Below are 23,039 nucleotides of genomic sequence, written 5' to 3'. Positions count from 1 at the left end.
TATGGATCAGTATTCCATAATGATCGGAATAATCATCGGGCGACGTTTTGTTTGCTGATATAAATACGAACTCAATGTCTCACGGATCTCTTGTTTAATGTTTGTCCATTCAAACGTTTCTTTATTCACATACTTCTCGACAATTTTAGTAATCAGTTTTGTCGCTTCTTCAAACAGTTCCTCCGATTCGCGTACATAAACAAAGCCTCTTGAGACAACTTCAGGACCCGCCGCAATTCGTTTTTGCTTTCTGTTCAATGTCACAACGACTGTAAAGATTCCATCTTGGGATAATAGCTTACGGTCACGCAACACGATGTTTCCAACATCACCCACACCAATACCGTCGATCAAGACGTTACCAGCCTGTACTCTACCTGCCATACGAAGCTTTTCATTCTTGAATTCAACAATGTCGCCTTTGTCCGCAATGAAGATACGGTTTTTAGGCAGACCAACTTCTTGAGCGAGCTTGGAGTGTGCAATCAGCATACGATATTCCCCTTGAATCGGAATAAAGTATTTAGGTTGCATCAAGTTTAACATCATTTTCAAGTCTTCAGCGGAACCGTGACCGGATACGTGTACATTTCGTGTGGACGTCAGTACAGTTGCTCCAGCCTTTGCTAGTTCATTCATCATCTTGTACATGGAAATTTCCATAACAGGTGATGGTGTAAATGTTATCAATACTGTATCTGAACTTTTGATATTAATTTCTCTATGATGTTTACGGACGATTTTCTCCAATGCTTCTAGTGGCTCACCTTGGTTACCCGTTACAATAATTACGATATCTTGATCGTCATAGCGCTCCATGTCTTTTACTGGAATCACAATATCGTCTTCCACTTGTAAATAACCTAGTTTTAACCCGACTTCAAAGTAGCTCTCCAAACTTTTACCAACAACTGCGACTTTCTTTTTCTTTGCTGCTGCTTGGTCTAGTACTTGCTGAATTCGAATGAAGTTTGATGCATACAACGCTACTAGAATTCTTCCTTGTGCTTCGTGAAAAGTTTTAAAAAGACGTTTCTCGATTACAGACTCAGACGTCGTATAACCTGGACGCTCTGCTTCTGTAGAATCGGACATCAAGATAAAGACTCCCTCTTCACCAATTGTAGCCATTTTTGCAAAATCAGGGCGATATTTGCCTTTTGCTGCTTGGTCGAATTTGAACTCTCCTGTATTAACGATCGCACCTTCGCTTGTATGGAAGACAATTCCTAGAGAATCTGGAATACTGTGTGTCGTGTAAAAGAATGTCACATGCGTGCGCTTGAAGTTCATACGGCTTTTGCTTGTCACTTCAAAGAAGCGGACATTAGATGGTGCCGGCATTTTCTTCAAATGTTCTTTCGCTAACGCTAATGTCAACTTTGTACCATAGACAGGAGCTTGTACTTTCTGTAGTAAATAAGCGATTGCCCCAATTGCATCTTCATGACCATGCGTTAAGAAGATTCCTTTGATCCGATCTTTATTTTCTTCTAGATAGGTCATATCAGGTATTACAAAATCAATACCTAGCATTTCCGTTTCAGGGAACATTAAGCCTGAATCCATAACAAATAATTCATCATCGATTTCAACGACATACATAGACTTCCCGATTTCCCCTACTCCACCTAGTGGAATCACTCTAATTAATTCATTTTGTATTTTCGTCACATTGTTTCCTCCTATATTCTATTCCCGCCCACAACGACTAAACACCATTATACGAGATAGTAGGCGTTCAGTACAAACAAAAAAAGCCGGATTGGTCGTCCGGCTTTTGTTTATTACAGAATCCGTGTTCTTTCTCCAAATTTTTCAAGCGCTTTATCGATAATCTCAGCTTCACTTTCGTCCATTTCTATAAGTGGTAAACGAACGCAGCCCATTGGTATGCCTGCTTTTTCTAGCGCATATTTCACAGGCACGGGATTCGGCTTCGAGAACAACGCTCTGAATACCGGCACTAATGAACGATGGAGGTCAGCGGCTTCTTTTATGTTACCATTTTGGAACGCTTGAATCATTTTTTGCATTTCATTGCCTACTACGTGTGCAGAAACTGAAATGATTCCTCTACCGCCAATTGCAAGTAATGGCAATGTCAATGCGTCATCTCCACTGTATACTTCAAAATCATCAGCGGTTCCTTCAATGATTTCTGCCATCTGCTCCAAATTACCACTTGCTTCTTTGATCGCTTTAATATTATCAATTTTCGATAATGCAATAACGGTTTCAGGAAGCAAGTTGACGATGGAACGACTTGGAATATTATATAGCAATATCGGTAATGCCGTAACGTTAGCAATTTTCGAGAAGTGTGCATACATTCCTTTTTGGTCTGGCTTATTATAGTAAGGTGTCACGAGCATAATTCCGTCTGCCCCTGATCGCTCAGCAGCCTTAGTCAGCTCTATGGATTCCGCAGTATTGTTTGTCCCTGTGCCTGCAATCACTGGAATACGCTTATTCACAACCTTTACTACAAAGTCCAGTAATTCCTTCTTCTCTGTAACAGTAAGCGTCGGTGATTCACCAGTCGTACCGCTGACGATGACAGAATCTGTCCCATTCGCGATCAAATGCTCAAGCAAGACCGTTGTTTGGGCGTAGTCGATCGTGCCGTCAGGAGAAAAAGGAGTGACCATTGCTGTCCCTACATTTCCAAGTTGCACATAGATCATTCCTTTTCGTTATCATTCTAAACTCTACCTACACAAGTTATTTTATAAGCGCCTCGGCGATTTGCACAGAGTTCAATGCAGCACCTTTTAATAAGTTATCGGACACAATCCAAAGATGGAATCCTTTTGGATTATCCAGATCTTTACGGATTCTACCTACAAACACTTCATCTTTATCTTCTGCATAAAGCGGCATTGGATATAGTTGTGAAGCCGGATCATCCTGCAAAACAATTCCTGGTGCATTTTCCATTAAAGACTGGATATCTTTAACTGTAACGTCGTCATGATCGATTTCGATGTAAACAGATTCTGAATGTCCGGATACAACAGGTAATCTGACACATGTAGCCGCTACCGACATGTTTTGATCGCTGAATATTTTCTTCGTTTCATTGATCATTTTTAATTCTTCCAATGTATAGCCCGACTCACCAAATGAATCAATTTGTGGAATCGCGTTGAATGCGATTGGATAATGACGTTTTGCAGAAGCGGATGGTAATACTTCTGCTTCTATTTCACTACGATTCGCGAATTGCTTGCTTTGTTCTGCTAGTTCATCAATCGCTTCTACGCCAGCACCTGAAACTGCTTGGTAAGTGGATACGATTAGCTTGTTAAGTCCGTATTGATCTTTAATAGGTTTCAATGCTGCTACCATCTGAATTGTAGAACAGTTTGGATTTGCAATGATTCCTGAATGGTTTTTCAACTCTTGTGGATTTACTTCCGGAACAACGAGTGGTGTGTTAGGGTCCATACGGAATGCACTTGTATTATCAATTACAACCGCCCCGCTTTTCACTGCATCTTGTGCGAACTTCTCTGAGATACTCCCACCTGCACTAAAGAATGCAATGTCGATACCTTCAAAAGCTTCTGGGGTTGTTTCTTGTACAATGTACGTATTTCCACCCGCTTCGATTTCATTGCCCGCAGAACGTTTGGATGCAAGTAACTTTATGGAAGTAGCAGGGAAATTACGTTCCACCAATTTCTCAAGTATTTTTGTTCCTACCGCTCCAGTAGCGCCGACAATTGCAACATTCACATTCTTCATCTATATCTTCCTTTCAATTATTAACAAGTACTATTAAGGAGAGTTAGTACTATCCTCGTCTCGTTAATTGTTATTGAACGAATTATAACATATTTTGCAGAATTTAAAAATCTATTATCATGCATTGTTATGAATTATCAGTAACGGCTGCAATTGCTTACTTTCAATTGCGGATGCAACAGTAGCGGGTAGTAATGAGAAATCCGAAATTAAGGAGTTCGGTTTTTTTATACAATCATCTTGACCGAACGGAATAAAGAACACATGTTTCATATTCAATAACTTCATAAGATTCATACCGTTAAGGCCTAGTGCATCATTAGTAGAAATACCAAGTACTACTGGTTTGCCATTACGCAATGTGGCTTTGGCCGCCATCAAAACAGGTGAGTCAGTAGCAGCATTAGCAAACCTACTCATAGAGTTACCTGTAAGCGGCGAAATCACCATGCAGTCAAGCGGATTGGATGGGCCGAATGGTTCTGCTTCGACAATACTTGCTACTACCTTCTCGCCTGTCGCCTCTTCTATTCGTTTAATCCACTCCTCACCAGTACCAAAACGCGTGGCGGCATGAAGAACTGAATGTGTAATGATAGGAACGACAATCGCACCTTCTTTTTGTAGCGAAGCGATCATCGGAAGCAATTGGTCATATGTGCAATGCGAAGCCGTGATGCCTAATCCGATTCGTTTTCCTTTGAGCATTTAGTTCCCCTTTCGTCTATACTCATTCTCAAAACCGCGTCAACCAAAACCGCTGCCGCGTCCTCGGGAAAGTGCTTCCCGGGCAATTTGAGGTGTATGGTATAGTATTCAGAGGAATCTGCATGCTTTAGGCACCCAGGTACTGAAGAGACATCAAAAACGTGAACAGCACCACTTTGATTTGGATTGAGCCATTGCGCTGGTATAGTGTTCACCAAGTAACCATGAGTGAATTTTGTTGTTTCATCGAGCAGCAATGTGTTATAGCCTAATACTCCTGCTTCTGCTAGTTGCTCATCCGCACGTGCAACTATAGTGACAGTAGCCTGCAACTGATGCAATGTATGTGCAATCGCTTTTCCCACTCTGCCAAATCCTGCAATGTAAAAATGCTTACCTGCAATCTGTCGTTTGGTTTGCTCATAAAAGACATGAACGAACGCTTCTGCAGTTAATTGAGCATTTCTCCAAATGAATTGCTCATTTTCCAAATAATTCGTATGCGAAATACCTTTCTTAGCAAGCTCTTGTCTCCAATCAGCTGAAGTATTACCGGAATAGACAGAAGAGCCTTCTTGCAAATAGTCGACCGGAATGCTTTGTTCCATTAACAATAAAGGTAGTAGAAGGTAGTCTGGCTTTGTATTCATCAGAGTGTTTTTTAACTGTTCATTAAACGTATCAGAACATACATACTCACTGTCAATCCCTGATTTTACTAATAGTTCATTCGCTATTCGTAGGCGTTGATCAGTCCCTACTACAAGCCATTTAGTCATACCCTTCTACTTCCTTTCTGTTCAATTCATGTGTTTTGCCAAATAAAATTCGGTCTTCTCCCACCAGTACAATTTCATGCCATGGAATATATTCAATAATATCCTGGTCTTTTTGACGAAAAAGTGTTTTCCCTAACTTCTTCCGAATTTCAAATCCAATGATCGCTCCTGTTTTGCGGTCGAACAGCAAGTCTGTTTCTGCCAAAAAGCCATATCTCATACCTTCTTCTACTTGAATCAGCTCTTTTTGTGCCAGTTCTGATAATCGCATGGAAGCCCTCCCTCATTTTAGATCTCTTTCATCATATGTATGAGAGGCCGGAAGTCGACTAGTTCTGCAGTTTTTTTAATTGTTGAATATTTGATTTAGGCGCGATAATGGATGTTGCACGATCACTTGCCAACATTTGCTGTCCAAGTCGATAGACACTTCGTTTTTCAACGCTTTCAATATGTTTGACTACTTCATCAATTGTCTGATGTTTGCCAAGCACTAATTCATTGCGACCATTTCTATACATACGCGATTCAGAGCCTTCCAAACCAAGAACAAAACTGCCTTTAAGTTGCTCTTTAGCATTTCGCAATTCTTTATCTGTTAGACCGTCATTTAGCACTTCAGCAATGACCTGGTCAATTGTACGATATGTCTCTTGAAAGTTTTCAGGAGAGGTTCCACAATAAATCACAAAGGATCCAGCATTTTTATACGCAGCATAATACGTATAGACCGAATACGCTAGTCCCCGGTTTTCTCGAACTTCCTGAAACAACCTAGAAGACATTGTTCCGCCGAGGATACTATCGAATAAGCTTAACTCGTAAATCTTATCGTGAGTTGAAGGCAAGGAAGGATAACCAAAACATACATGGGCTTGTTCAATATCTTTTGCTTTGATGATTTGTTGTGCCGTAAAATTCGGCACACTTTCATCTATTATTGAAGCAGAAGCCTGTTGTTTACTTTGATAGCTTCCGAAGTTTGCTTCGATCAACTTGATTAAACGTTCATCATAGCTTCCTGCAATCGAAATAACCAAATTTTCAGGGCGGTAATGTTTCACCATGAATTCTTCGACCATTTCTTTTGTAAATGACTTAATCGTTTCAATCCGTCCTCCTACAGGCTTTCCAATTGCATCTTCAGGGAACATTCCTGCCCATAACCTTTCATCTACATCTTCATCGGGCATGTCTTCAACAGAGGATATTTCATCCAGAATGACAGATTTCTCTTTTTCCATCTCCTCTTCTTTGAATTGGGAATGGAAAAACATATCGGATAAAACTGTCAACGCGTACGAGGCGTGATGACTTAATACTGTAGTGTAATAGCATGTCATTTCTTTGGAAGTAAAGGCATTCAGATCGCCTCCAATCTGATCGAACTGCTCGGCAATCATTCGTGCACTTCGTGTATTGGTTCCCTTGAACAGCATATGTTCAATAAAGTGGGCAATACCTTCTTGTTCTTTTGTTTCATTTGCTGAACCTGCATGCACCCAGATTCCGATCGCAACAGACTGTAAATGTGGCATTTTTTCATGGATAATACGTACACCATTTGAACAATTATATTTTTGAATCATAGACTTCACTCCTTAAATAAAGTACAAAAAGCCTCCTTCGCCGCAACTTGTGCAGGAAGAGGCTTTTTTGACGGATTAATTAATTACTCTTTGCTAGCTTGTTCTTGTTCTCGTTTTTGCTCTTTTTCTTTTTCTTCTAGAATAACTACTTTTCGTGAAAGATTGACTCGACCTTGTCTGTCAATTTCAATTACTTTTACAAATAGCTCATCTTCTAATTTTAATACGTCTTCCACTTCTTTAGTACGTGCTTCCTGAATTTCAGAAATATGAAGCAAGCCATCTTTGCCTGGGAAGATTTCCAAGAATGCACCGAATTTCTCAATACGCTTAACTTTTGCTAAGTAGTACTCGCCTACTTTTGCTTCGCGTACAATATTTTCGATCATGTTCTTAGCTTTTTCGTTCATTTCAGAGTTTGGTGATGAAATATAAATTGTTCCATCTTGCTCTGTATCAATTTTAACTTGAGTTTCCTCAATAATTTTATTAATTACTTTTCCACCAGGTCCGATTACGTCGCGAATCTTGTCCGGTTTGATATGGATTACTATAATTTTCGGAGCGTACGCAGATAATTCTTCACGAGTCGAAGAAATGGTTGTCAACATATGATTAAGAATTTTGATACGGCCGATTTTTGCTTGTGCTAGAGACTCTTCTAAAATCTGACGAGATAAACCGTCTATTTTGATATCCATTTGAAGTGCAGTAATACCATTGTTAGTACCAGCTACTTTAAAGTCCATATCGCCTAAGTGGTCTTCCATTCCTTGAATATCGGACAGAATAGAATAATCTTCATCTTTTTTAATCAATCCCATAGCAATTCCTGCTACTGGCGCCTTAAGTGGTACACCAGCGTCCATCATAGCCATTGTAGAGGCACAGATCGATGCTTGTGAAGAGGAACCATTAGACTCCAATACTTCTGCAACTAGACGCATTGTGTAAGGAAATTCCACTTCATCCGGTAGCATAGGCAGCAATGCACGCTCTCCTAATGCACCGTGACCAATTTCACGACGGCCTGGACCACGAATGGGGCCTGTTTCACCGACACTGAAGTTCGGGAAGTTATAATGATGCATGAAGCGCTTGGATTCATCTGAACCTAAACCATCAATAATTTGATTTTCACCAAGCGCACCTAATGTACATACACTTAGTACTTGTGTTTGTCCACGTGTGAATAGTGAAGAACCGTGAGTGCGTGGCAATAGACCTGTTTCAGATGATAATGGACGGATTTCGTCAAGTCCACGGCCATCAGGACGAACTTTGTCGATTGTAATCAGTCGACGTACCTCATCTTTTACCATTTGCTCTAGAACAGCTTTCACTTGCTTAAATGTAGCTTCATCAGCTTCAGCTTCTGTGTAATGCTCAAGAACAGCCGCTTTCACTTCGTTGATAGCTTCTTCACGCGCATGCTTTTCTTCAGTTTGAATTGCCGCTATTAGTTCATTTTCACAACGATCTTCTACTTCTTTACGAATGTCAGCATCCAGTTCGAATAATTCAATTTCGAACTTTGGTTTACCAATTTCAGCTGTAATTTTTTCTTGGAATTCGACTAATTTCTTGATTTGATCGTGACCGAACATAATCGCTTCTAACATAATTTCTTCAGAAACCTCTTTAGCTCCTGCCTCTACCATGTTGATTGCATGTTTTGTTCCAGCAACAACTAAATCAATTTCCGATGTTTCAAGCTGACTCGGCGTAGGATTGACGATGAATTCTCCATCTATACGACCTACTTGAACGCCTGCGATTGGGCCATCAAACGGAATATCCGAGATAGATAAAGCCAAAGAAGAGCCGATCATTGCTGAAATCTCAGATGAACAATCCTGATCAACAGACATAACAAGTGAAATGACTTGCACATCGTTACGGAAGCCATCAGGGAATAAAGGTCTGATTGGACGGTCAATCAAGCGACTAGTCAATACTGCATTTTCTGAAGGACGTCCTTCCCGCTTGATAAATCCTCCTGGAATCTTACCAACTGAGTACATGCGTTCTTCATAATTCACTGTAAGTGGAAAGAAATCTAGAGGTTTTGGTTTCTTGGAAGCTGTAACCGTGGAAAGTACTGTTGTTTCGCCATACCGAACGAGCACCGCACCATTAGCTTGCTTTGCAAGTTGGCCGGCTTCGATTGTAAGCGTACGTCCAGCCCAATCGAGTGTATAAACTTTTTTCTGTTCTGACATTGTAGAACTCCTCTCTATTGTAAACCTGTATACATCTAGTATGTAATTAGTAATAGTGTATCAAACGTGATACATGTATGCGAAATATTTTATCTTAATTCCATAGAAAAAAGCGGGCAAAGCCCGCTTCTCAGTCTTATTAACGGCGTAAGCCAAGTGATGCAATAAGATCACGGTAACGTTGAACGTTAGTTTCACGTAGATATCTCAATAGACGACGACGTGTACCAACCATTTTGTACAAACCACGACGTGAGTGGTGATCTTTCTTGTGAGTACGTAAGTGGCCGTTCAGGTTATTGATCTCTTCAGTAAGGATAGCAATCTGAACATCAGCCGATCCAGTATCATTTTCATGAGTCTTGAATTCGTTAATCAATTCAGCTTTGCGCTCTTGTGTAATAGCCATCCTTTTCACCTCCTAAATAAAAGTATCCCCGTCTCCCGAGCAAACGTTGGTGACTCGTGTTGCCAAGAAGAGGTTCGTGTATTGAACACTATTGTATCATATCACGGCATTATGTCAGTTGCAACAACCAACTAGTCGCTTAATAAATCCTTTGCTGTCTGCTTGTCTTTTCCAATTTGTGTTTTCAACGCATCCAGCGAATCAAATTTTTGTTCAGAACGTATACGGTGCAACCATTCAATTGCCATTTTCTTGCCATAGAGATCTATATTCACGTCCAGCAGATGAACCTCAGCTGTAGGAATCCGATGTTCTGGATCATGGAATGTTGGCTTTACGCCCATATTGCAAACACCTCGGTACCATGTATCTTCGATCAGGCAACGCACAGCATAGACACCATTAGCAGGAACTATATGTTCTTCAGCAGTTTGGATGTTAGCTGTAGGGAAACCTAACTGGCGGCCCCGTTTTTCTCCATGTATCACTTCGCCCGTTGTACGGAATGGACGACCGAGAAGTTCTGCTGCTGCTTCAACGTCACCCTTAGATAACAGTTGGCGAATTGCCGTCGAAGATACTTTATTCTCTTGATCAAAGGTCACTTTAGAAACGATCGTTGTTTCATACTTACCTTCCGATAGCTCTTGCATATCTTTCATCGTTCCCGAACCTTTTGAACCAAATGTAAAATCAAAGCCTGCAGTAACATGCTTGACGCCAAGCTTTTTGATGAAGATGTCGATGAATCTTTGCGGTGAAAGACTAGCCAGTTCCCAATCAAAGCTGACAATGAAAAGCGTATCCACACCAAGAGATTCGAGTACTCTGACCTTTTCTTCAATCGGCGTAATATACCCAACGTTTTTCCCTGAAAATAACTGTGACGGATGGGGATCGAATGTCATAACAGCTGTCTCGATCGATAAATCATGCGCAACTTTTTGTGCACTGCGAATGACTTCTTGATGTCCTTTATGTACACCGTCAAAAAATCCAATAGCTAACGAAGAAGCATCAAGTTGTCGAATATTTACCGAATCAGGATATCGTAATCTATAGATTTTCATTTCTATCTCTCCTTACTCACTAGCTAGCAACATTTTTTCTGGTTTCATTAACCCCGGCTTTGTTGGATGGTTTTGATAAATTGCCAGCACACGACCTTCGAACATCATCATGATGGAAGCGTGGTCAGTTAGCAATGGTACCGCAGGAAGCACTTGACCATTTCGTATGGATTCCAATGATGCCTCTTCGATTTCAAGGCGTGGAAAATCCGTCAATACGTCTTCGATAGGACGCAATATTGTTTGTACTTGATCTTGTTCCATCACTTGTGCCACTTCTGCTAGCGTTTTACAATGCGATTCATCAAAATTTCCTGAAACAGTACGGACTAATGAATCCATATGTGCTGGATATCCAAGAAGTTCACCAATTTGCACAGCTAACGTCCGGATATAAGTTCCTTTACCACATTGCACTCTAATGGAAAATGTTACTTCTTCACCACTAAAAATTTGATCTCCATTTAATAATTCTATTTTATCGATCTGTACTTTACGAACTGGCCTTTCTACTTCGATGCCTTTACGCGCATATTCATACAAACGTCTGCCGTTAACTTTTACTGCTGAATACATAGGTGGTATTTGTGTGATTTCTCCTGTTAACTGCTCCAAAGCGTCTATAATTTGGTTTCTTGTGAATTCCTTATGCGTCAAATCACTCGTTACGGTCTCACCTTGCGCGTCTTCAGTTTCCGTTGAGCGGCCTATAGATACCGTAGCAACATATTCTTTACCCGCATCCGTAATATAAGAAGCCACTTTCGTAGCTCTGCCTATACAGATAGGCAAGACACCTTCTACTTCAGGATCCAATGTACCTGTATGCCCCACTTTTTTTGTACGTAATATCTTTCGAAGCTTAAAGACACAGTCATGCGACGTCATACCTTTCTCTTTCCACAAAGGCAGAATACCGTTCATCTTACCCCTTCTTCCTAAATTCATTCAGAAAAACTTGCTCTATGTAAGAAGGGAGGAAGTCATGCCGCCTACGCGACTATGAACTTCCTCCTCGTGTTTATTGTTCGTTTTCGTCATTTACTTTGCGGATCAAGCTTTCAATCCGGTTACCGTAAGCGACTGATTCATCAATTTCGAATTCGATTTCGGGTGTTTTGCGTAAACGGATTCTTTGACCAATTTCCGATCGAATGAAGCCTTTTGCTTTGGAGAGCCCAAGTAACGAATCTTCCTTTTCTTTATCTGTACCTAGAACAGAGATAAAAATTTTCGCTTGTTGTAAATCTCCAGTTACATCTACACCAGTCACCGTCACAAATCCGATACGTGGATCTTTTAGTTTTTGACCGATAATGTCGCCCAATTCTTTCTTCATTTGCTCAGCTATACGATTAGCACGCACTGACATGGCAATTCACCTCGTTCTTTGCTCATAAGTAGTCTACTGTACACGTAGTCATTTCCCAATCAGGATTGGATTCAAACAGACGAATCGCACGTCTCACTTCTCTTTCCGCGGCATCTTTAGAGGATGCCACAGCGACTAAAGCGAATGTCGTACGTTGCCATAAATCCTGATGATCAATTTCTGCAACCGATACATTATAGGAGTTTTTCACCCGATCCCTCATTCTATTCAAGACAGCCCGTTTATCTTTTAAAGAAGCCGCTGCTGGGATGTGGAAAGAACATTCCGCGTAAACAATCATACTCTTTTAATTTCTTCCATAACGTATGCTTCAATGATATCTCCTTCTTTGACATCATTGAATTTTTTAATTGTAATACCACACTCATAACCTTTTGCAACTTCTTTTGCATCATCTTTGAAACGTTTCAGTGTATCCAGTTCGCCTTCAAAGACTACAATATTATCGCGTAAAACGCGAACGCCTGCGTCTCGTGTAATCTTACCGTCAATTACATAGCTTCCTGCTATCGTTCCGATCTTCGATACTTTAAAGGTTTCACGAACTTCCGCCTGACCTATTACCTTCTCCTCATACTCAGGATCAAGTAGGCCTGTCATAGCTGATTCGATTTCTTCAATTACTTTATATATGACACGGTGCAGACGAATGTCTACGCCTTCTGCTTCTGCAGCACGTTTTGCATTCGTATCTGGACGTACGTTAAATCCAATGACAATTGCGTTAGATGCAGCTGCTAAAGAAATATCGGACTCATTGATCGCACCCGCACCTGTGTGAATAATTTTGACGTTAACGCCTTCTACTTCAATTTTCATAAGAGAAGAAGCCATTGCCTCAACCGCACCTTGTACATCTGCTTTAACAATTAAGTTCAATTCTTTCATTTCGCCCTGTTTCATTTGATCAAACAAGTTATCAAGTGTTACACGTGTTTTCTCCACACGCTGTTCTTGAAGTGCTTCTCCAGCACGTGTTTCACCGATTTGGCGAGCAGTTTTTTCATCTTTAAAGACAACGAAACGATCTCCTGCAAATGGAACATCGCTCAACCCTGTAATTTCTACAGGGGTTGAAGGACCTGCTTCTTTTACGCGACGACCAAGGTCACTGACCATTGCCCGGACACGACCGTACGTATTTCCGACAACGATGGGATCTCCTACATGCAATGTACCATTTTGTACAAGCAATGTGGCTACAGAACCTTTCCCTTTGTCGAGCTGCGCTTCAATTACTGTACCTCTAGCTCTAATGGAAGGATCAGCTGTAAATTCGCCTACTTCAGCAATTAATAGAACCATTTCAAGTAACTGATCAATTCCTTCACCTTTTAGTGCGGAAATTGGCACGAAAATCGTATCGCCGCCCCAATCTTCTGCAACTAGGCCATGTTCAGTTAATTCTTGCATAACGCGGTCAGGATTCGCGGCAGGCTTATCCATTTTGTTAACCGCTACAATAATCGGAACTTCTGCTGCTTTCGCATGGTTGATCGCTTCAATTGTCTGTGGCATAACACCGTCATCTGCTGCTACAACTAGAATTGTCAAGTCTGTAACTTTGGCACCACGTGCTCTCATTGTTGTAAAAGCTTCGTGACCTGGTGTATCTAGGAATGTAATTTTCTTGCCACTAGCAGTAATTTGATACGCACCAATATGCTGCGTGATTCCACCCGCTTCACCTTGTGTTACTTTAGTGTTGCGAATTGAGTCAAGCAACGTCGTTTTACCATGGTCAACGTGCCCCATAATGGTTACGACTGGCGGTCTTTCTGTTAATTCACCTGGCACTTCTTCTTCCTCTTCCGGATCTTCGAAGTAGATCTCCAAGTCTGTTACGTCAATACGGACCTCTTCCTCAACTTCAACATCGTATTCCGCACAAATTAACTCAATTGCATCTTTATCTAATTCCTGGTTAATGGTTGCCATTACACCAAGCATAAACAGCTTTTTGATGATTTCAGAAGGTTCTTTACCTAGTTTTTTAGCTAGCTCCCCCACTGATAGTGACTCATAAAAAGTAATTTTATCCGGTAATGGTATTTCAACTTTTTGTACTGGTACTGCCGGACGGTATCTTCGACGCCCTTGGTTAATACCGCGTGCTGGTGGTCTTCCACCACGACCGCCGCCTGGACGTCCGCCTCCGCCAGCTGGACGAGGTGAACCTGCTCCTTGCCCTTGACGCGGTGACTGATTGCTACCTGTTTTCGGAGCTGAAGTAGATTGTCCTGAAGGACGATTTGAAGCTGGACGGTTAGTACCTTGAGCAGCAGTTGGTTTATTTGTATTACTTGGACGATCTGTTCTCTGGTTTGCCGGTTTGCTCGCTGGCTTAACAGTAGTTGTTTTCGCCTCAGGCTTTTTTAAATCTCCAAACTTCTCGTCTAATTTTGCAATAGATACTGGATCCAGTTCTTCCATATGGCTCTTTATTACAATATCACTTTTGATTAATTCCGCAGCAATATCTCTACTCGTTTTGCCTATTGATCTGGCATATTCATGTACTTTCATTTTCGTCATTAGCCCACCCCCGATTAAATTCATTGAGAAGCTCGGATAACTTTTTTGCAAACCCTTTATCTGTTAGTGCTAAGACGACTCGAGCTTCTTTTCCAATTGCATGCCCAAGTTCTTCACGGCTTCCAAATACATGCTTCTCAACGTTATACGTATTACATTTATTTGTTAATTTTTTTATTGTGTTCTTGGATGCATCACCTGATAGGATGACCAGATGCGCATCGCCAGACCGAACCGCCTGTACGACTAAATCTTCACCCGTTGCAATTTTACGTGCGCGAGCTGCCATACCAAGCAGTTGATAAATATTTGTCGGATCTTTTGTCATTTAATTGCCTCTCGACGAATTGCATGCAAAAGGTCTTCGTAGACTTGCTCCGGTACTTTGACACCCAATTGATGCTCAATCGAGTGTTGCTTACGTGCTTTTTCTACGGCATCCTCCGTTTTAGAAACATATGTACCGCGGCCTGACTTCTTTCCTGTCAAATCTACAGATACTTCGCCTTCTTTCGTACGGACAATTCGAATCATTTCTTTTTTAGGTAACATGTCACCAGTCGCTGCACATTTACGCAAAGGGATCTTCCGATTGTTCGACATCAGCATGCAATCCTTTCCAAATCAATCTTCTTTGTCTTCATCTGCGTATAAATCAAAGTCCTCAGCTGGTTCAGCTGGTGTTTCTTCTTCATACTCATAAGATTCCAAGAACTCAACTGCATCTGCATCTGGCTCTTCTACTGGAACAGCAAGAGATTCTTCGCGGGGATAGATCCCTAATTCTCTTGCATCCGTTTCACTTTTAATATCAATTTTCCAGCCCGTTAACTTAGCCGCCAACCTTGCATTTTGGCCTCTTTTTCCGATTGCCAATGAAAGTTGATAATCCGGCACAACGACAGTAGTGGAACGCTCTTCTTCATTTACTTGTACATCAATTACTTTTGAAGGGCTCAAAGCATTCGCAACGAAGATTACTGGATCTTCAGACCACTCTACGATATCTACTTTTTCGCCATTCAATTCATTTGATATAGTTTGTACTCGTGCCCCTCTTGAACCTACACAAGAACCTACTGGATCTACTTCTTCGTTTGCTGTATAAACAGAGATTTTTGAGCGGTCTCCTGCTTCACGTGCGATCGATTTAATTTCTACTGTACCGTCATAAATTTCTGGTACCTCAAGTTCAAATAAGCGTCGTAATAGGCCAGGATGCGTTCTGGATACAAACACTTGCGGTCCACGCGCTGTTCTTTCGACTTTCGTAATGTATACTTTGATACGATCATGTGGTGCATATGACTCTGTTTGAATTTGTTCACTTGACGGTAACACCGCTTCTACTTTTCCTAATCCAACGAATAAGTTTTTCGGATCCATACGCTCTACGATTCCGTTGACGATGTCTTCTTCACGATCAATATATTCTTCATAGATTAAACCGCGTTCAGCTTCACGTACACGCTGTGTTACAACTTGCTTAGCAGTCTGGGCGGCAATTCGTCCAAAGTCACGCGGTGTGACTTCTTCTTCCACGATATCCGTAAGTTCATATACTGGATTAATGAGTTGTGCATCTTCTAAAGAAATTTGCAAACGCTCATCTTCTACTTCTTCTACTACGTCCTTACGTGAATAAACAGCCATTGTACCTTTGTTTAAGTTCAAGTCTACACGCACATTTTGTGCTTGGTTAAAGTTTCGTTTGTACGCTGTTACAAGCGCTGCTTCAATTGCATCGACTATTATGTCTCTTGAAATACCTTTTTGCTGTTCAAGAGCTGTCAGTGCCTCGAGTAGCTCACTACTCATGTTCATCACTCCTACATTCCAATTGTTATTGCTCTTGATTCTTCGCTCGCTAATGCAAGGCTAGGCAGTGTTTTATGCTTACTTTAAAAGTCTATTGCCAGTCTTGCGAGCGCAATTTTTGTTTTGTCAATTTCCACTAGTACTTTTCTCGTCTTGACCCGTATTTCCACTTTTGCATGGTCTGGTCCGTATCCGAGTAAATACCCCTCGAATTCTTTCATTCCATCAATTGGTTCATACGTTTTGATGAACACATATTGGCCTACGGCTTTTTCAAAATCTTCATCTTTTTTCAAAGGTCTTTCCGCTCCGGGAGAAGACACTTCAAGGAAGTAATTTTGCGGAATCGGGTCCACAATGTCTAGTTCCTCGCTTAGTTTATTACTGACAGCCGCACATTGATCGATGTCAATGTTACCTTCAGGCGTATCGATGTAGACGCGTAGAAACCAATCGCGACCCTCTTTCAAGAACTCAACATCAACCAGTTCAAGACCCAATTCTTCTACGATCGGTCTAGCTAACTGTTCGACTTCCTCTATAATTTTACTCAAATGGTATCCCTCCCGAAATTCAAAATAACAACAGAAAAGAGCGGGAAGCCCCACTCTTTTCCGCAAGACGTATAGCAAAAGTTGTTTTAATCGTATCACAAGGCCTTTTACAATGCAACTTAAGCAACCGTCACGAGCCCATTAGAATAGGGATAGTTGGTTCGCTTCAGGCATTCCTTCCATGCAACCGAGGTTATCCAGATATTCAACAACCGTTTTAGAAACCCGGCCTCTCTTCTGGAAGTCCTCTTTCGATAAAAACTCACCGTCTTTTCTCGCTTCAACAATCGTCTTCGCTACGTTAGTCCCTAGTGAAGGAATCGAGTTAAACGGCGGGATCAGTTTATTGTCTTCAATAAGAAACTGTGTCGCATCCGATTTATAGAGATCAGGTTTCGCAAATGTAAATCCTCGCTCAACCATTTCAAGTGCAATCTCTAAAACAACCACTAAGTTCTTTTCTTTTGGAGAAGCTTCCAATCCCTTAGCATTGATCTCTTTAACTTTCGCCCGAATACTTGCAGAACCTTTACACATCGTCATCAAGTCAAAGTCGGTTGCTCGTACGGTGAAGTACGTCGCATAATACATGATTGGATGATGTACTTTGAAGTACGCGATTCGTAGAGCCATCAGTACGTATGCCGCGGCATGAGCTTTAGGGAACATGTATTTGATCTTCTTACACGATCCGATATACCAGCCCGGTACTTTATTCTCTTTCATCGCTTCTTCAAACTCAGGCGTCAACCCTTTACCTTTCCGCACAGATTCCATAATTTTAAATGCAAGAGAAGGTTCAAGTCCCTGATAGATCAAATAAACCATAATATCGTCACGACAGCCGATCACTTCTGACAGTTGACACGTTTTATTTTGGATTAATTCCTGTGCATTACCTAACCAAACATCGGTGCCGTGTGACAGTCCGGATATCTGGATCAATTCGGAGAACGTAGACGGTTTCGTTTCTTCTAACATCTGTCGTACAAATCGCGTTCCGAATTCAGGCACACCAAGAGTTCCTGTTTTGCAGTCAATTTGTTCTTCTGTGACACCTAGAGAAGACGTACCACTAAACAACTCCATAACACCTTTATCGTCAGGAGGAATAGTCATCGCATCAATGCCTGATAAGTCTTCCAACATTTTAATCATCGTCGGATCATCATGACCTAGAATATCTAGTTTCAATAAATTATTATCGATGGAATGGAAATCAAAATGTGTGGTTTTCCAACTAGATTCAAGATCATTCGCCGGGAATTGAATTGGCGTAAAGTCAAAGATGTCCATTGTATCCGGCACAACAATGATACCGCCAGGGTGCTGCCCTGTATTCCGCTTCACGCCTGAGCAACCTTGTACAAGCCGGTCAATCTCTGCGCCACGCATTTGGATATCGTTATCATTCATATACCCTCGAACATATCCATATGCAGTTTTTTCAGCTACTGTTCCTATTGTTCCTGCCCGAAACACATAGTCTTCTCCGAACAGTTCTTTCGTATAGTTATGAGCATGCGCTTGATACTCACCACTAAAGTTCAAATCGATATCTGGAACCTTATCGCCGGCAAATCCAAGGAAAGTTTCGAACGGGATATCCTGTCCATCTTTTTTAAACATCGTCTGGCAATTCGGGCATTCCTTATCTGGCAAGTCATAACCTGAACCAACTGAACCATCATCAAAAAACTCATATGTCTTACATGACGGACAAACATAATGTGGTGGCAATGGATTCACTTCTGTGATTTCCATCATGGTGGCAACGAAGGAAGAGCCGACAGACCCCCGCGAACCAACCAAGTAGCCATCATCCAATGATTTCTTTACTAGTTTATGCGAAATCAGATAAATAACTGAGAAGCCATTATCGATGATAGACGTTAATTCTTTTATTATTCGGGCTTCAACGATCTCTGGCAAGGTTTCACCGTATATTCGTTGTGCCATGGAATACGTTAGATCTCGTACTTCGTCTTCCGCACCTTCAATTGTTGGTGTATACAAGTCATCTTTAATAGGTTTCACATCACCTATACGATCTACAATTTTCAGAGGATTGTCTACTACAATTTCTTGCGCTACGTCTTCACCTAAAAACTCAAATTCTTTCAACATTTCATCTGTCGTACGGAAATGAACTTCAGGTAACGAGTGCCGATTCAATGGATTTGCCCCACCTTGTGAACGAACAAGTACTTTTCTATAGGTAGCATCGGTTTCATCAAGATAGTGGACATTCCCTGTCGCACAAACTGGTAAACCGGTTTTCTTCCCAAGCTTAATCATCTTGCGCATAATATCTTCAAGGTTCCACTCATCTCGAATTAAATCGAGTTCGAGTAAATGCGAGTACACCGGCTTAGGATGGAGTTCCAAGTAATCATAAAAACTCGCAATTTCTTCCACTTCTTCCATCGGTTTTTGCATTAATCCTTCGAATACTTCCCCTTTATCACAACCCGAACCGACTATTATTCCTTTTCGATATTTCACGAGTAACGAACGTGGTATACGGGGCACTCGATAGAAAAAGTCCATATGCGAAATTGACACGAGCTTGAATAGATTTTTCAGCCCTTCATCGTCTGTTGCAAGCAAAGTACAATGTGAAGGTCGTGAACGCTTATAGGCGTCTCCTTCACCGATATTCTTATTGAGATCATCAAGCCACTTGATGCCTTTTTCCTGTGCTTCTGATAGCAAGCGCAAAAATAGATGCGCAGTAGCTTCTGTATCGTAAATGGCACGGTGATGTTGCGTTAATTCAATATCGAATTTTTTAGCCAACGTGTTCAAACGGTGGTTTCGCAATTCGGGATAAAGGAAACGAGAAAGCTCCAATGTATCGATGACTGGATAAGCAACTGTTTCTATTTTCGCACGTTTACATGAAGCATAAAAGAAGCCCATATCAAACGAAGCATTATGTGCAATCAACACTGCATCCCCGATAAATTCTATAAACTCTGCCATGACGTCTTCAACTTCCGGTGCGTTTTCTACCATGTCATCTGTAATGCCTGTCAAATTCGTCGTAACGGAAGACAACGGATGATGCGGGTTGGCAAAGCGTTCAAATCGGTCAACGATTTCTCCATCTTTCACTCGAACAGCTGCAAGCTCGATGATCGTGTCGTATACAGCTGACAAGCCTGTGGTCTCAACGTCAAATACAACATACGTATCCGTTTCAAGCAAACGGTGTTGCTCTTCATAGACAATCGGAACACCATCATCCACCAGATTGATTTCTAAACCAAACAACACTTTAATACCATGTTTTTTACCAGCGTTATAAGCGTCAGGGAAAGACTGAACGTTCGCATGATCTGTGATTGCAATCGCAGGATGTCCCCATTTAGCTGCTTGGGCAACTAATGATGAAGCAGAAACTACCGCATCCATTTGACTCATGGAAGTGTGTGCATGTAATTCCACACGTTTCCGTCCATCAGGCGCCTTGTCTTTACGTTCAATAGTAGGAATAACGGCAATATCTTGCGCCATCATGATTAAGTCCCTAACGAATGTATCGTTCTGTATACCGCCACGAGCTCGTACCCACATACCCTTTTTGAAAGATTTCATAATCTCCGCATCTTCATTATCACGTGAAAACATTTTGACTAAAATGGAGTCCGTGTAGTCTGTTACTTTCAGTGTCAATAGTGAACGGCCACTCCGCAACTCCCGTACCTCTGCATCAAATACAAAGCCTTCAATAACCAAACGTCTTTCTTCATCTTGTATTTCATGGATTGGAATAATTGGCTCGCTAGCTTTGATCGGTGTACCAAGGGCCAATACTCTATCAGAATCACCTTGTTCACTTTTCATCGTTTCACGTTGTTGCAGCTGATGATACGCTTGCTTGGATAACAGATCTTCTTCTTGCTGTTTTTGAGAAAGAAACTGCTGGCGTTCTTCTGCTGCATTGTGATTTTCAACAATCGAAACCTCGAACATATACTTCGGAAAACCGAATTGCTGATATAGTGTCGATAATGTTTCCACATATTTATTTTTTAAAGTTTGACACTCCAAATCAGTTGAACAATTAAGTAATAATTTCTCGCCATGTACTTTGGGCTTTTGTTCCACTAGACATTGGCGCATAGGTGGAGATATATCTGCTAGCTCATCTATAATTAGCGGCCAATAATCCGTAATTAATTGTTCATTCACTTCATTTTTTCTTACTTCCATTTCAAGATGTACATTCGCTATAGCAGCAAATGATTCATGAACACGTTGTTGCATAATCTGGAATACCTCGATGGGTAACACTTCATCAAGTGTGATATTAAATTTCCACACTCTTGTTTTCTTCTGAACGGTTACACGGTTCAACTCTCCGTTTTGAAAATAGTTCATGAACTGATCACCTGTCAGTCCCGTCTGTTGCAGCAAAGTTAAAAACTTTTGGGCGGCATCCATTATATATTCCTCCGTTCTATCGCGAAAAAAAGGGAAGTACCGTTAACGGACTCCCCTTCTTGGATTAATCTGCACTAAAGAAGGATTGAAGCTTTTCCAACACTTCTTCCTTTTGCCAATCTATTGATTCACCACTGTGGCGGTACATTACTTCCACAATTCCCTCGTTAGCTCTCTTACCAATTATAATGCGGACTGGCAAACCGATCAAGTCAGCATCAGCGAATTTCACGCCCGCTCGTTCAGCACGATCGTCATACAACACATCGTATCGATAAGACTCTAGAACTGCATATAACTCATCAGCCAGCTGCGTTTGAACCTCATCCTTGACATTCATTGTAATCATATGAATATCGAATGGTGCTAAATGCTTCGGCCACTTCAAGCCTTTTTCATCATTGAACTGCTCGGCTATTGTAGCCAGTAAACGAGAGATTCCTAGGCTATAACTTCCCATAATGAAAGGCTTTGTTCTGCCATGTTCATTGAGGAATGTTCCTTTCATCTGCTCACTGAAAATGGTACCAAGTTTACGGAGATGACCTACACCTATTCCTTCAGTGAATTTAATCGTACCCATTCCGTCAGGAGAAGCATCTCCTTCTTGAACGAAACGGATATCCACATAATCATCAATAGCAAAATCACGTTCCGGATTGACGTTCAATAAGTGATAGTCGTCAATGTTTGCTCCTGCCACTACGTTGACCATTGCTTTGACTGCATGATCTGCATATACCCTTACACCAATCGGTAGTTTCACAGGACCGATCGAACCGGTATGACAGCCTAGTAATTCTTCAATTTGTTGTCCTGTTGCCAGCTCCATATGTTTTACGTTTAAAAAACGCTTCAATTTATATTCATTTACACAATGATCGCCTCGACATACTACCATGACAAAATCATTGTCCACTTTATACACCAATGATTTGATAATACGCTCAGGATTAACGGATAAAAATGAAGCAAGATCTTCAATAGTACGTTGATTCGGAGTGGAGATTTTTATCATCTCCAACTGTTTTTCTTTTGGTGTTTCGTAATCTACGTGAACTTCAGCAAACTCCATATTTGCAGCGTAGGAAGAACTATCGCTATATGCAATTCGGTCTTCCCCGTTTTCAGTTAACGCTATGAACTCATGAGAACCTGTTCCACCATCCGATATCACCATGCGGAAATGCATACCGAGACGGGTTAACATATTGGTGTATGCTTGCATGACTTCCAAATACTTTTCATCTAAACTCTCTTCCGTTGAATGGAATGAGTAGGCGTCTTTTCTTATGAATTCTCTGCTATGAAGTAAACCAGCACGCGGTTTTATTTCGTCGCGAAATTTTGTTTTGATTTGAAATATAGTTAATGGTAACTTTTTATACGATCGAACTTCATCACGCAGTAAGTCAATGATCGCTTCTTCATCACTCGAACTCAATGCCAATTGATTGGTCTGTCTGTCAGCGACGTGGAACATTTCCTTACCGTATGAATCCCACCGTTCGGTTTCTTTTAAAATACTCGAGCTTTGCAATGCCGGTAAAGAAATTTCTATCCCTTCAATGGCTTCCATTTCTTGACGGATTATCGCTTCAATTTTTCTGAACACTCTTTGTGCAAGAGTTAAATATGTGTAAACACCATTGGCATTCTGTCGGATATAACCTGCGCGCAACAACAATTGATGTGAACGCATCTCTATATCGGATGGATTTTCACGCATTGTGGGTATAAATGTTTTCGATTGTTTCATCATA

The 23,039-nt window shown here is 41.2% G+C and carries 20 protein-coding genes; all 20 read right to left on the bottom strand.

Translation table 11 applies throughout. The annotated features are described in order from the left end of the window. Positions 1-6: 6 nt before the first annotated feature. The 20 genes from CSV74_RS01875 to CSV74_RS01780 all read right to left on the bottom strand — a co-directional run bounded on the left by CSV74_RS01875 (position 7) and on the right by CSV74_RS01780 (position 23,035). On the bottom strand, positions 7-1,674 hold the full coding sequence (locus CSV74_RS01875) for a ribonuclease J (protein WP_099690367.1): 1,668 nt from the start codon (positions 1,672-1,674) through the stop codon (positions 7-9). 113 nt (positions 1,675-1,787) lie between these two features. Beyond that, on the bottom strand, positions 1,788-2,678 hold the full coding sequence (gene dapA / locus CSV74_RS01870) for a 4-hydroxy-tetrahydrodipicolinate synthase (RefSeq protein ID WP_483315647.1): 891 nt from the start codon (positions 2,676-2,678) through the stop codon (positions 1,788-1,790). Between the two features lie 46 nt (positions 2,679-2,724). Then, positions 2,725-3,750: an aspartate-semialdehyde dehydrogenase gene (gene asd, locus CSV74_RS01865; protein WP_029053156.1), complete on the bottom strand. Its 1,026-nt coding sequence runs from the start codon at positions 3,748-3,750 to the stop codon at positions 2,725-2,727. Positions 3,751-3,867: 117 nt separating this feature from the next. Then, positions 3,868-4,458: a dipicolinate synthase subunit B gene (locus tag CSV74_RS01860; protein WP_099669361.1), complete on the bottom strand. Its 591-nt coding sequence runs from the start codon at positions 4,456-4,458 to the stop codon at positions 3,868-3,870. Continuing rightward, positions 4,431-5,237, bottom strand: coding sequence for an NAD-binding protein (locus tag CSV74_RS01855; RefSeq protein WP_099690365.1), 807 nt, complete (start codon positions 5,235-5,237; stop codon positions 4,431-4,433). Before CSV74_RS01855 ends, CSV74_RS01860 begins: the two co-directional genes overlap by 28 nt. Next, on the bottom strand, positions 5,230-5,508 hold the full coding sequence (locus CSV74_RS01850) for a YlmC/YmxH family sporulation protein (protein WP_029053159.1): 279 nt from the start codon (positions 5,506-5,508) through the stop codon (positions 5,230-5,232). The genes CSV74_RS01855 and CSV74_RS01850 overlap by 8 nt, the downstream gene beginning before the upstream one ends. Positions 5,509-5,566: 58 nt before the next feature. Further along, positions 5,567-6,826 (bottom strand): M16 family metallopeptidase, encoded by a 1,260-nt coding sequence (locus tag CSV74_RS01845; RefSeq protein ID WP_099690364.1) that lies wholly within the window; start codon positions 6,824-6,826, stop codon positions 5,567-5,569. An 83-nt stretch (positions 6,827-6,909) separates the two neighbouring features. Next, positions 6,910-9,048, bottom strand: coding sequence for a polyribonucleotide nucleotidyltransferase (pnp, locus tag CSV74_RS01840; protein ID WP_099690363.1), 2,139 nt, complete (start codon positions 9,046-9,048; stop codon positions 6,910-6,912). Positions 9,049-9,187: 139 nt separating this feature from the next. Further along, entirely contained in the window at positions 9,188-9,457 is a 270-nt protein-coding gene (gene rpsO, locus CSV74_RS01835) for a 30S ribosomal protein S15 (protein WP_029053162.1), read from the bottom strand. Between the two features lie 131 nt (positions 9,458-9,588). Next, positions 9,589-10,527, bottom strand: a complete 939-nt coding sequence (locus tag CSV74_RS01830; RefSeq protein WP_099690362.1) for a bifunctional riboflavin kinase/FAD synthetase — start codon at positions 10,525-10,527, stop codon at positions 9,589-9,591. A 12-nt stretch (positions 10,528-10,539) separates the two neighbouring features. Then, on the bottom strand, positions 10,540-11,451 hold the full coding sequence (gene truB / locus CSV74_RS01825; protein WP_099690361.1) for a tRNA pseudouridine(55) synthase TruB: 912 nt from the start codon (positions 11,449-11,451) through the stop codon (positions 10,540-10,542). A 97-nt stretch (positions 11,452-11,548) separates the two neighbouring features. Then, positions 11,549-11,899 (bottom strand): 30S ribosome-binding factor RbfA, encoded by a 351-nt coding sequence (rbfA, locus tag CSV74_RS01820; protein ID WP_029053165.1) that lies wholly within the window; start codon positions 11,897-11,899, stop codon positions 11,549-11,551. A gap of 22 nt (positions 11,900-11,921) precedes the next feature. Then, a complete protein-coding gene (locus CSV74_RS01815; RefSeq protein WP_029053166.1) occupies positions 11,922-12,200 on the bottom strand; it encodes a DUF503 domain-containing protein in 279 nt (92 codons plus the stop codon). Further along, positions 12,197-14,455, bottom strand: a complete 2,259-nt coding sequence (gene infB, locus CSV74_RS01810) for a translation initiation factor IF-2 (RefSeq protein WP_099690360.1) — start codon at positions 14,453-14,455, stop codon at positions 12,197-12,199. Before infB ends, CSV74_RS01815 begins: the two co-directional genes overlap by 4 nt. Next, complete coding sequence (locus tag CSV74_RS01805) at positions 14,433-14,783, bottom strand: YlxQ family RNA-binding protein (protein WP_029053168.1); 351 nt, start codon at positions 14,781-14,783, stop codon at positions 14,433-14,435. The genes infB and CSV74_RS01805 overlap by 23 nt, the downstream gene beginning before the upstream one ends. Beyond that, entirely contained in the window at positions 14,780-15,058 is a 279-nt protein-coding gene (gene rnpM, locus CSV74_RS01800; RefSeq protein WP_099669370.1) for an RNase P modulator RnpM, read from the bottom strand. Before rnpM ends, CSV74_RS01805 begins: the two co-directional genes overlap by 4 nt. 21 nt (positions 15,059-15,079) lie before the next feature. Then, complete coding sequence (nusA, locus tag CSV74_RS01795; protein ID WP_099669371.1) at positions 15,080-16,273, bottom strand: transcription termination factor NusA; 1,194 nt, start codon at positions 16,271-16,273, stop codon at positions 15,080-15,082. A gap of 83 nt (positions 16,274-16,356) precedes the next feature. Continuing rightward, the gene (rimP, locus tag CSV74_RS01790; RefSeq protein WP_029053171.1) at positions 16,357-16,827 is read right to left on the bottom strand and encodes a ribosome maturation factor RimP; all 471 of its coding nucleotides are present in this window, start codon (positions 16,825-16,827) and stop codon (positions 16,357-16,359) included. Between the two features lie 141 nt (positions 16,828-16,968). After that, the gene (locus tag CSV74_RS01785; RefSeq protein WP_099690359.1) at positions 16,969-21,276 is read right to left on the bottom strand and encodes a PolC-type DNA polymerase III; all 4,308 of its coding nucleotides are present in this window, start codon (positions 21,274-21,276) and stop codon (positions 16,969-16,971) included. 64 nt (positions 21,277-21,340) lie between these two features. Further along, a complete protein-coding gene (locus CSV74_RS01780) occupies positions 21,341-23,035 on the bottom strand; it encodes a proline--tRNA ligase (protein ID WP_029053173.1) in 1,695 nt (564 codons plus the stop codon). Positions 23,036-23,039: the final 4 nt, after the last annotated feature.

Origin of the sequence: Sporosarcina sp. P19, assembly GCF_002743165.1 — a bacterium.
GTDB lineage: Bacteria > Bacillota > Bacilli > Bacillales_A > Planococcaceae > Sporosarcina > Sporosarcina ureae.
Note: the sequence above shows the minus strand (reverse complement) of the source record. Positions and strands in the feature narration are given on the sequence as shown.

What these genes read in the sequence shown, in the direction of transcription:
- CSV74_RS01830 (WP_099690362.1), bottom strand. Translation starts at nt 10,527, where the DNA reads ATGAAAATCTATAGATTACGATATCCTGATTCGGTAAATATTCGACAA.
- rpsO (WP_029053162.1), bottom strand. Translation starts at nt 9,457, where the DNA reads ATGGCTATTACACAAGAGCGCAAAGCTGAATTGATTAACGAATTCAAG.
- CSV74_RS01785 (WP_099690359.1), bottom strand. Translation starts at nt 21,276, where the DNA reads ATGGATGCCGCCCAAAAGTTTTTAACTTTGCTGCAACAGACGGGACTG.
- rbfA (WP_029053165.1), bottom strand. Translation starts at nt 11,899, where the DNA reads ATGTCAGTGCGTGCTAATCGTATAGCTGAGCAAATGAAGAAAGAATTG.
- CSV74_RS01850 (WP_029053159.1), bottom strand. Translation starts at nt 5,508, where the DNA reads ATGCGATTATCAGAACTGGCACAAAAAGAGCTGATTCAAGTAGAAGAA.
- pnp (WP_099690363.1), bottom strand. Translation starts at nt 9,048, where the DNA reads ATGTCAGAACAGAAAAAAGTTTATACACTCGATTGGGCTGGACGTACG.
- CSV74_RS01860 (WP_099669361.1), bottom strand. Translation starts at nt 4,458, where the DNA reads ATGCTCAAAGGAAAACGAATCGGATTAGGCATCACGGCTTCGCATTGC.
- CSV74_RS01815 (WP_029053166.1), bottom strand. Translation starts at nt 12,200, where the DNA reads ATGATTGTTTACGCGGAATGTTCTTTCCACATCCCAGCAGCGGCTTCT.
- rnpM (WP_099669370.1), bottom strand. Translation starts at nt 15,058, where the DNA reads ATGTCGAACAATCGGAAGATCCCTTTGCGTAAATGTGCAGCGACTGGT.
- CSV74_RS01855 (WP_099690365.1), bottom strand. Translation starts at nt 5,237, where the DNA reads ATGACTAAATGGCTTGTAGTAGGGACTGATCAACGCCTACGAATAGCG.
- nusA (WP_099669371.1), bottom strand. Translation starts at nt 16,273, where the DNA reads ATGAGTAGTGAGCTACTCGAGGCACTGACAGCTCTTGAACAGCAAAAA.
- CSV74_RS01845 (WP_099690364.1), bottom strand. Translation starts at nt 6,826, where the DNA reads ATGATTCAAAAATATAATTGTTCAAATGGTGTACGTATTATCCATGAA.
- CSV74_RS01780 (WP_029053173.1), bottom strand. Translation starts at nt 23,035, where the DNA reads ATGAAACAATCGAAAACATTTATACCCACAATGCGTGAAAATCCATCC.
- truB (WP_099690361.1), bottom strand. Translation starts at nt 11,451, where the DNA reads ATGAACGGTATTCTGCCTTTGTGGAAAGAGAAAGGTATGACGTCGCAT.
- infB (WP_099690360.1), bottom strand. Translation starts at nt 14,455, where the DNA reads ATGACGAAAATGAAAGTACATGAATATGCCAGATCAATAGGCAAAACG.
- asd (WP_029053156.1), bottom strand. Translation starts at nt 3,750, where the DNA reads ATGAAGAATGTGAATGTTGCAATTGTCGGCGCTACTGGAGCGGTAGGA.
- CSV74_RS01805 (WP_029053168.1), bottom strand. Translation starts at nt 14,783, where the DNA reads ATGACAAAAGATCCGACAAATATTTATCAACTGCTTGGTATGGCAGCT.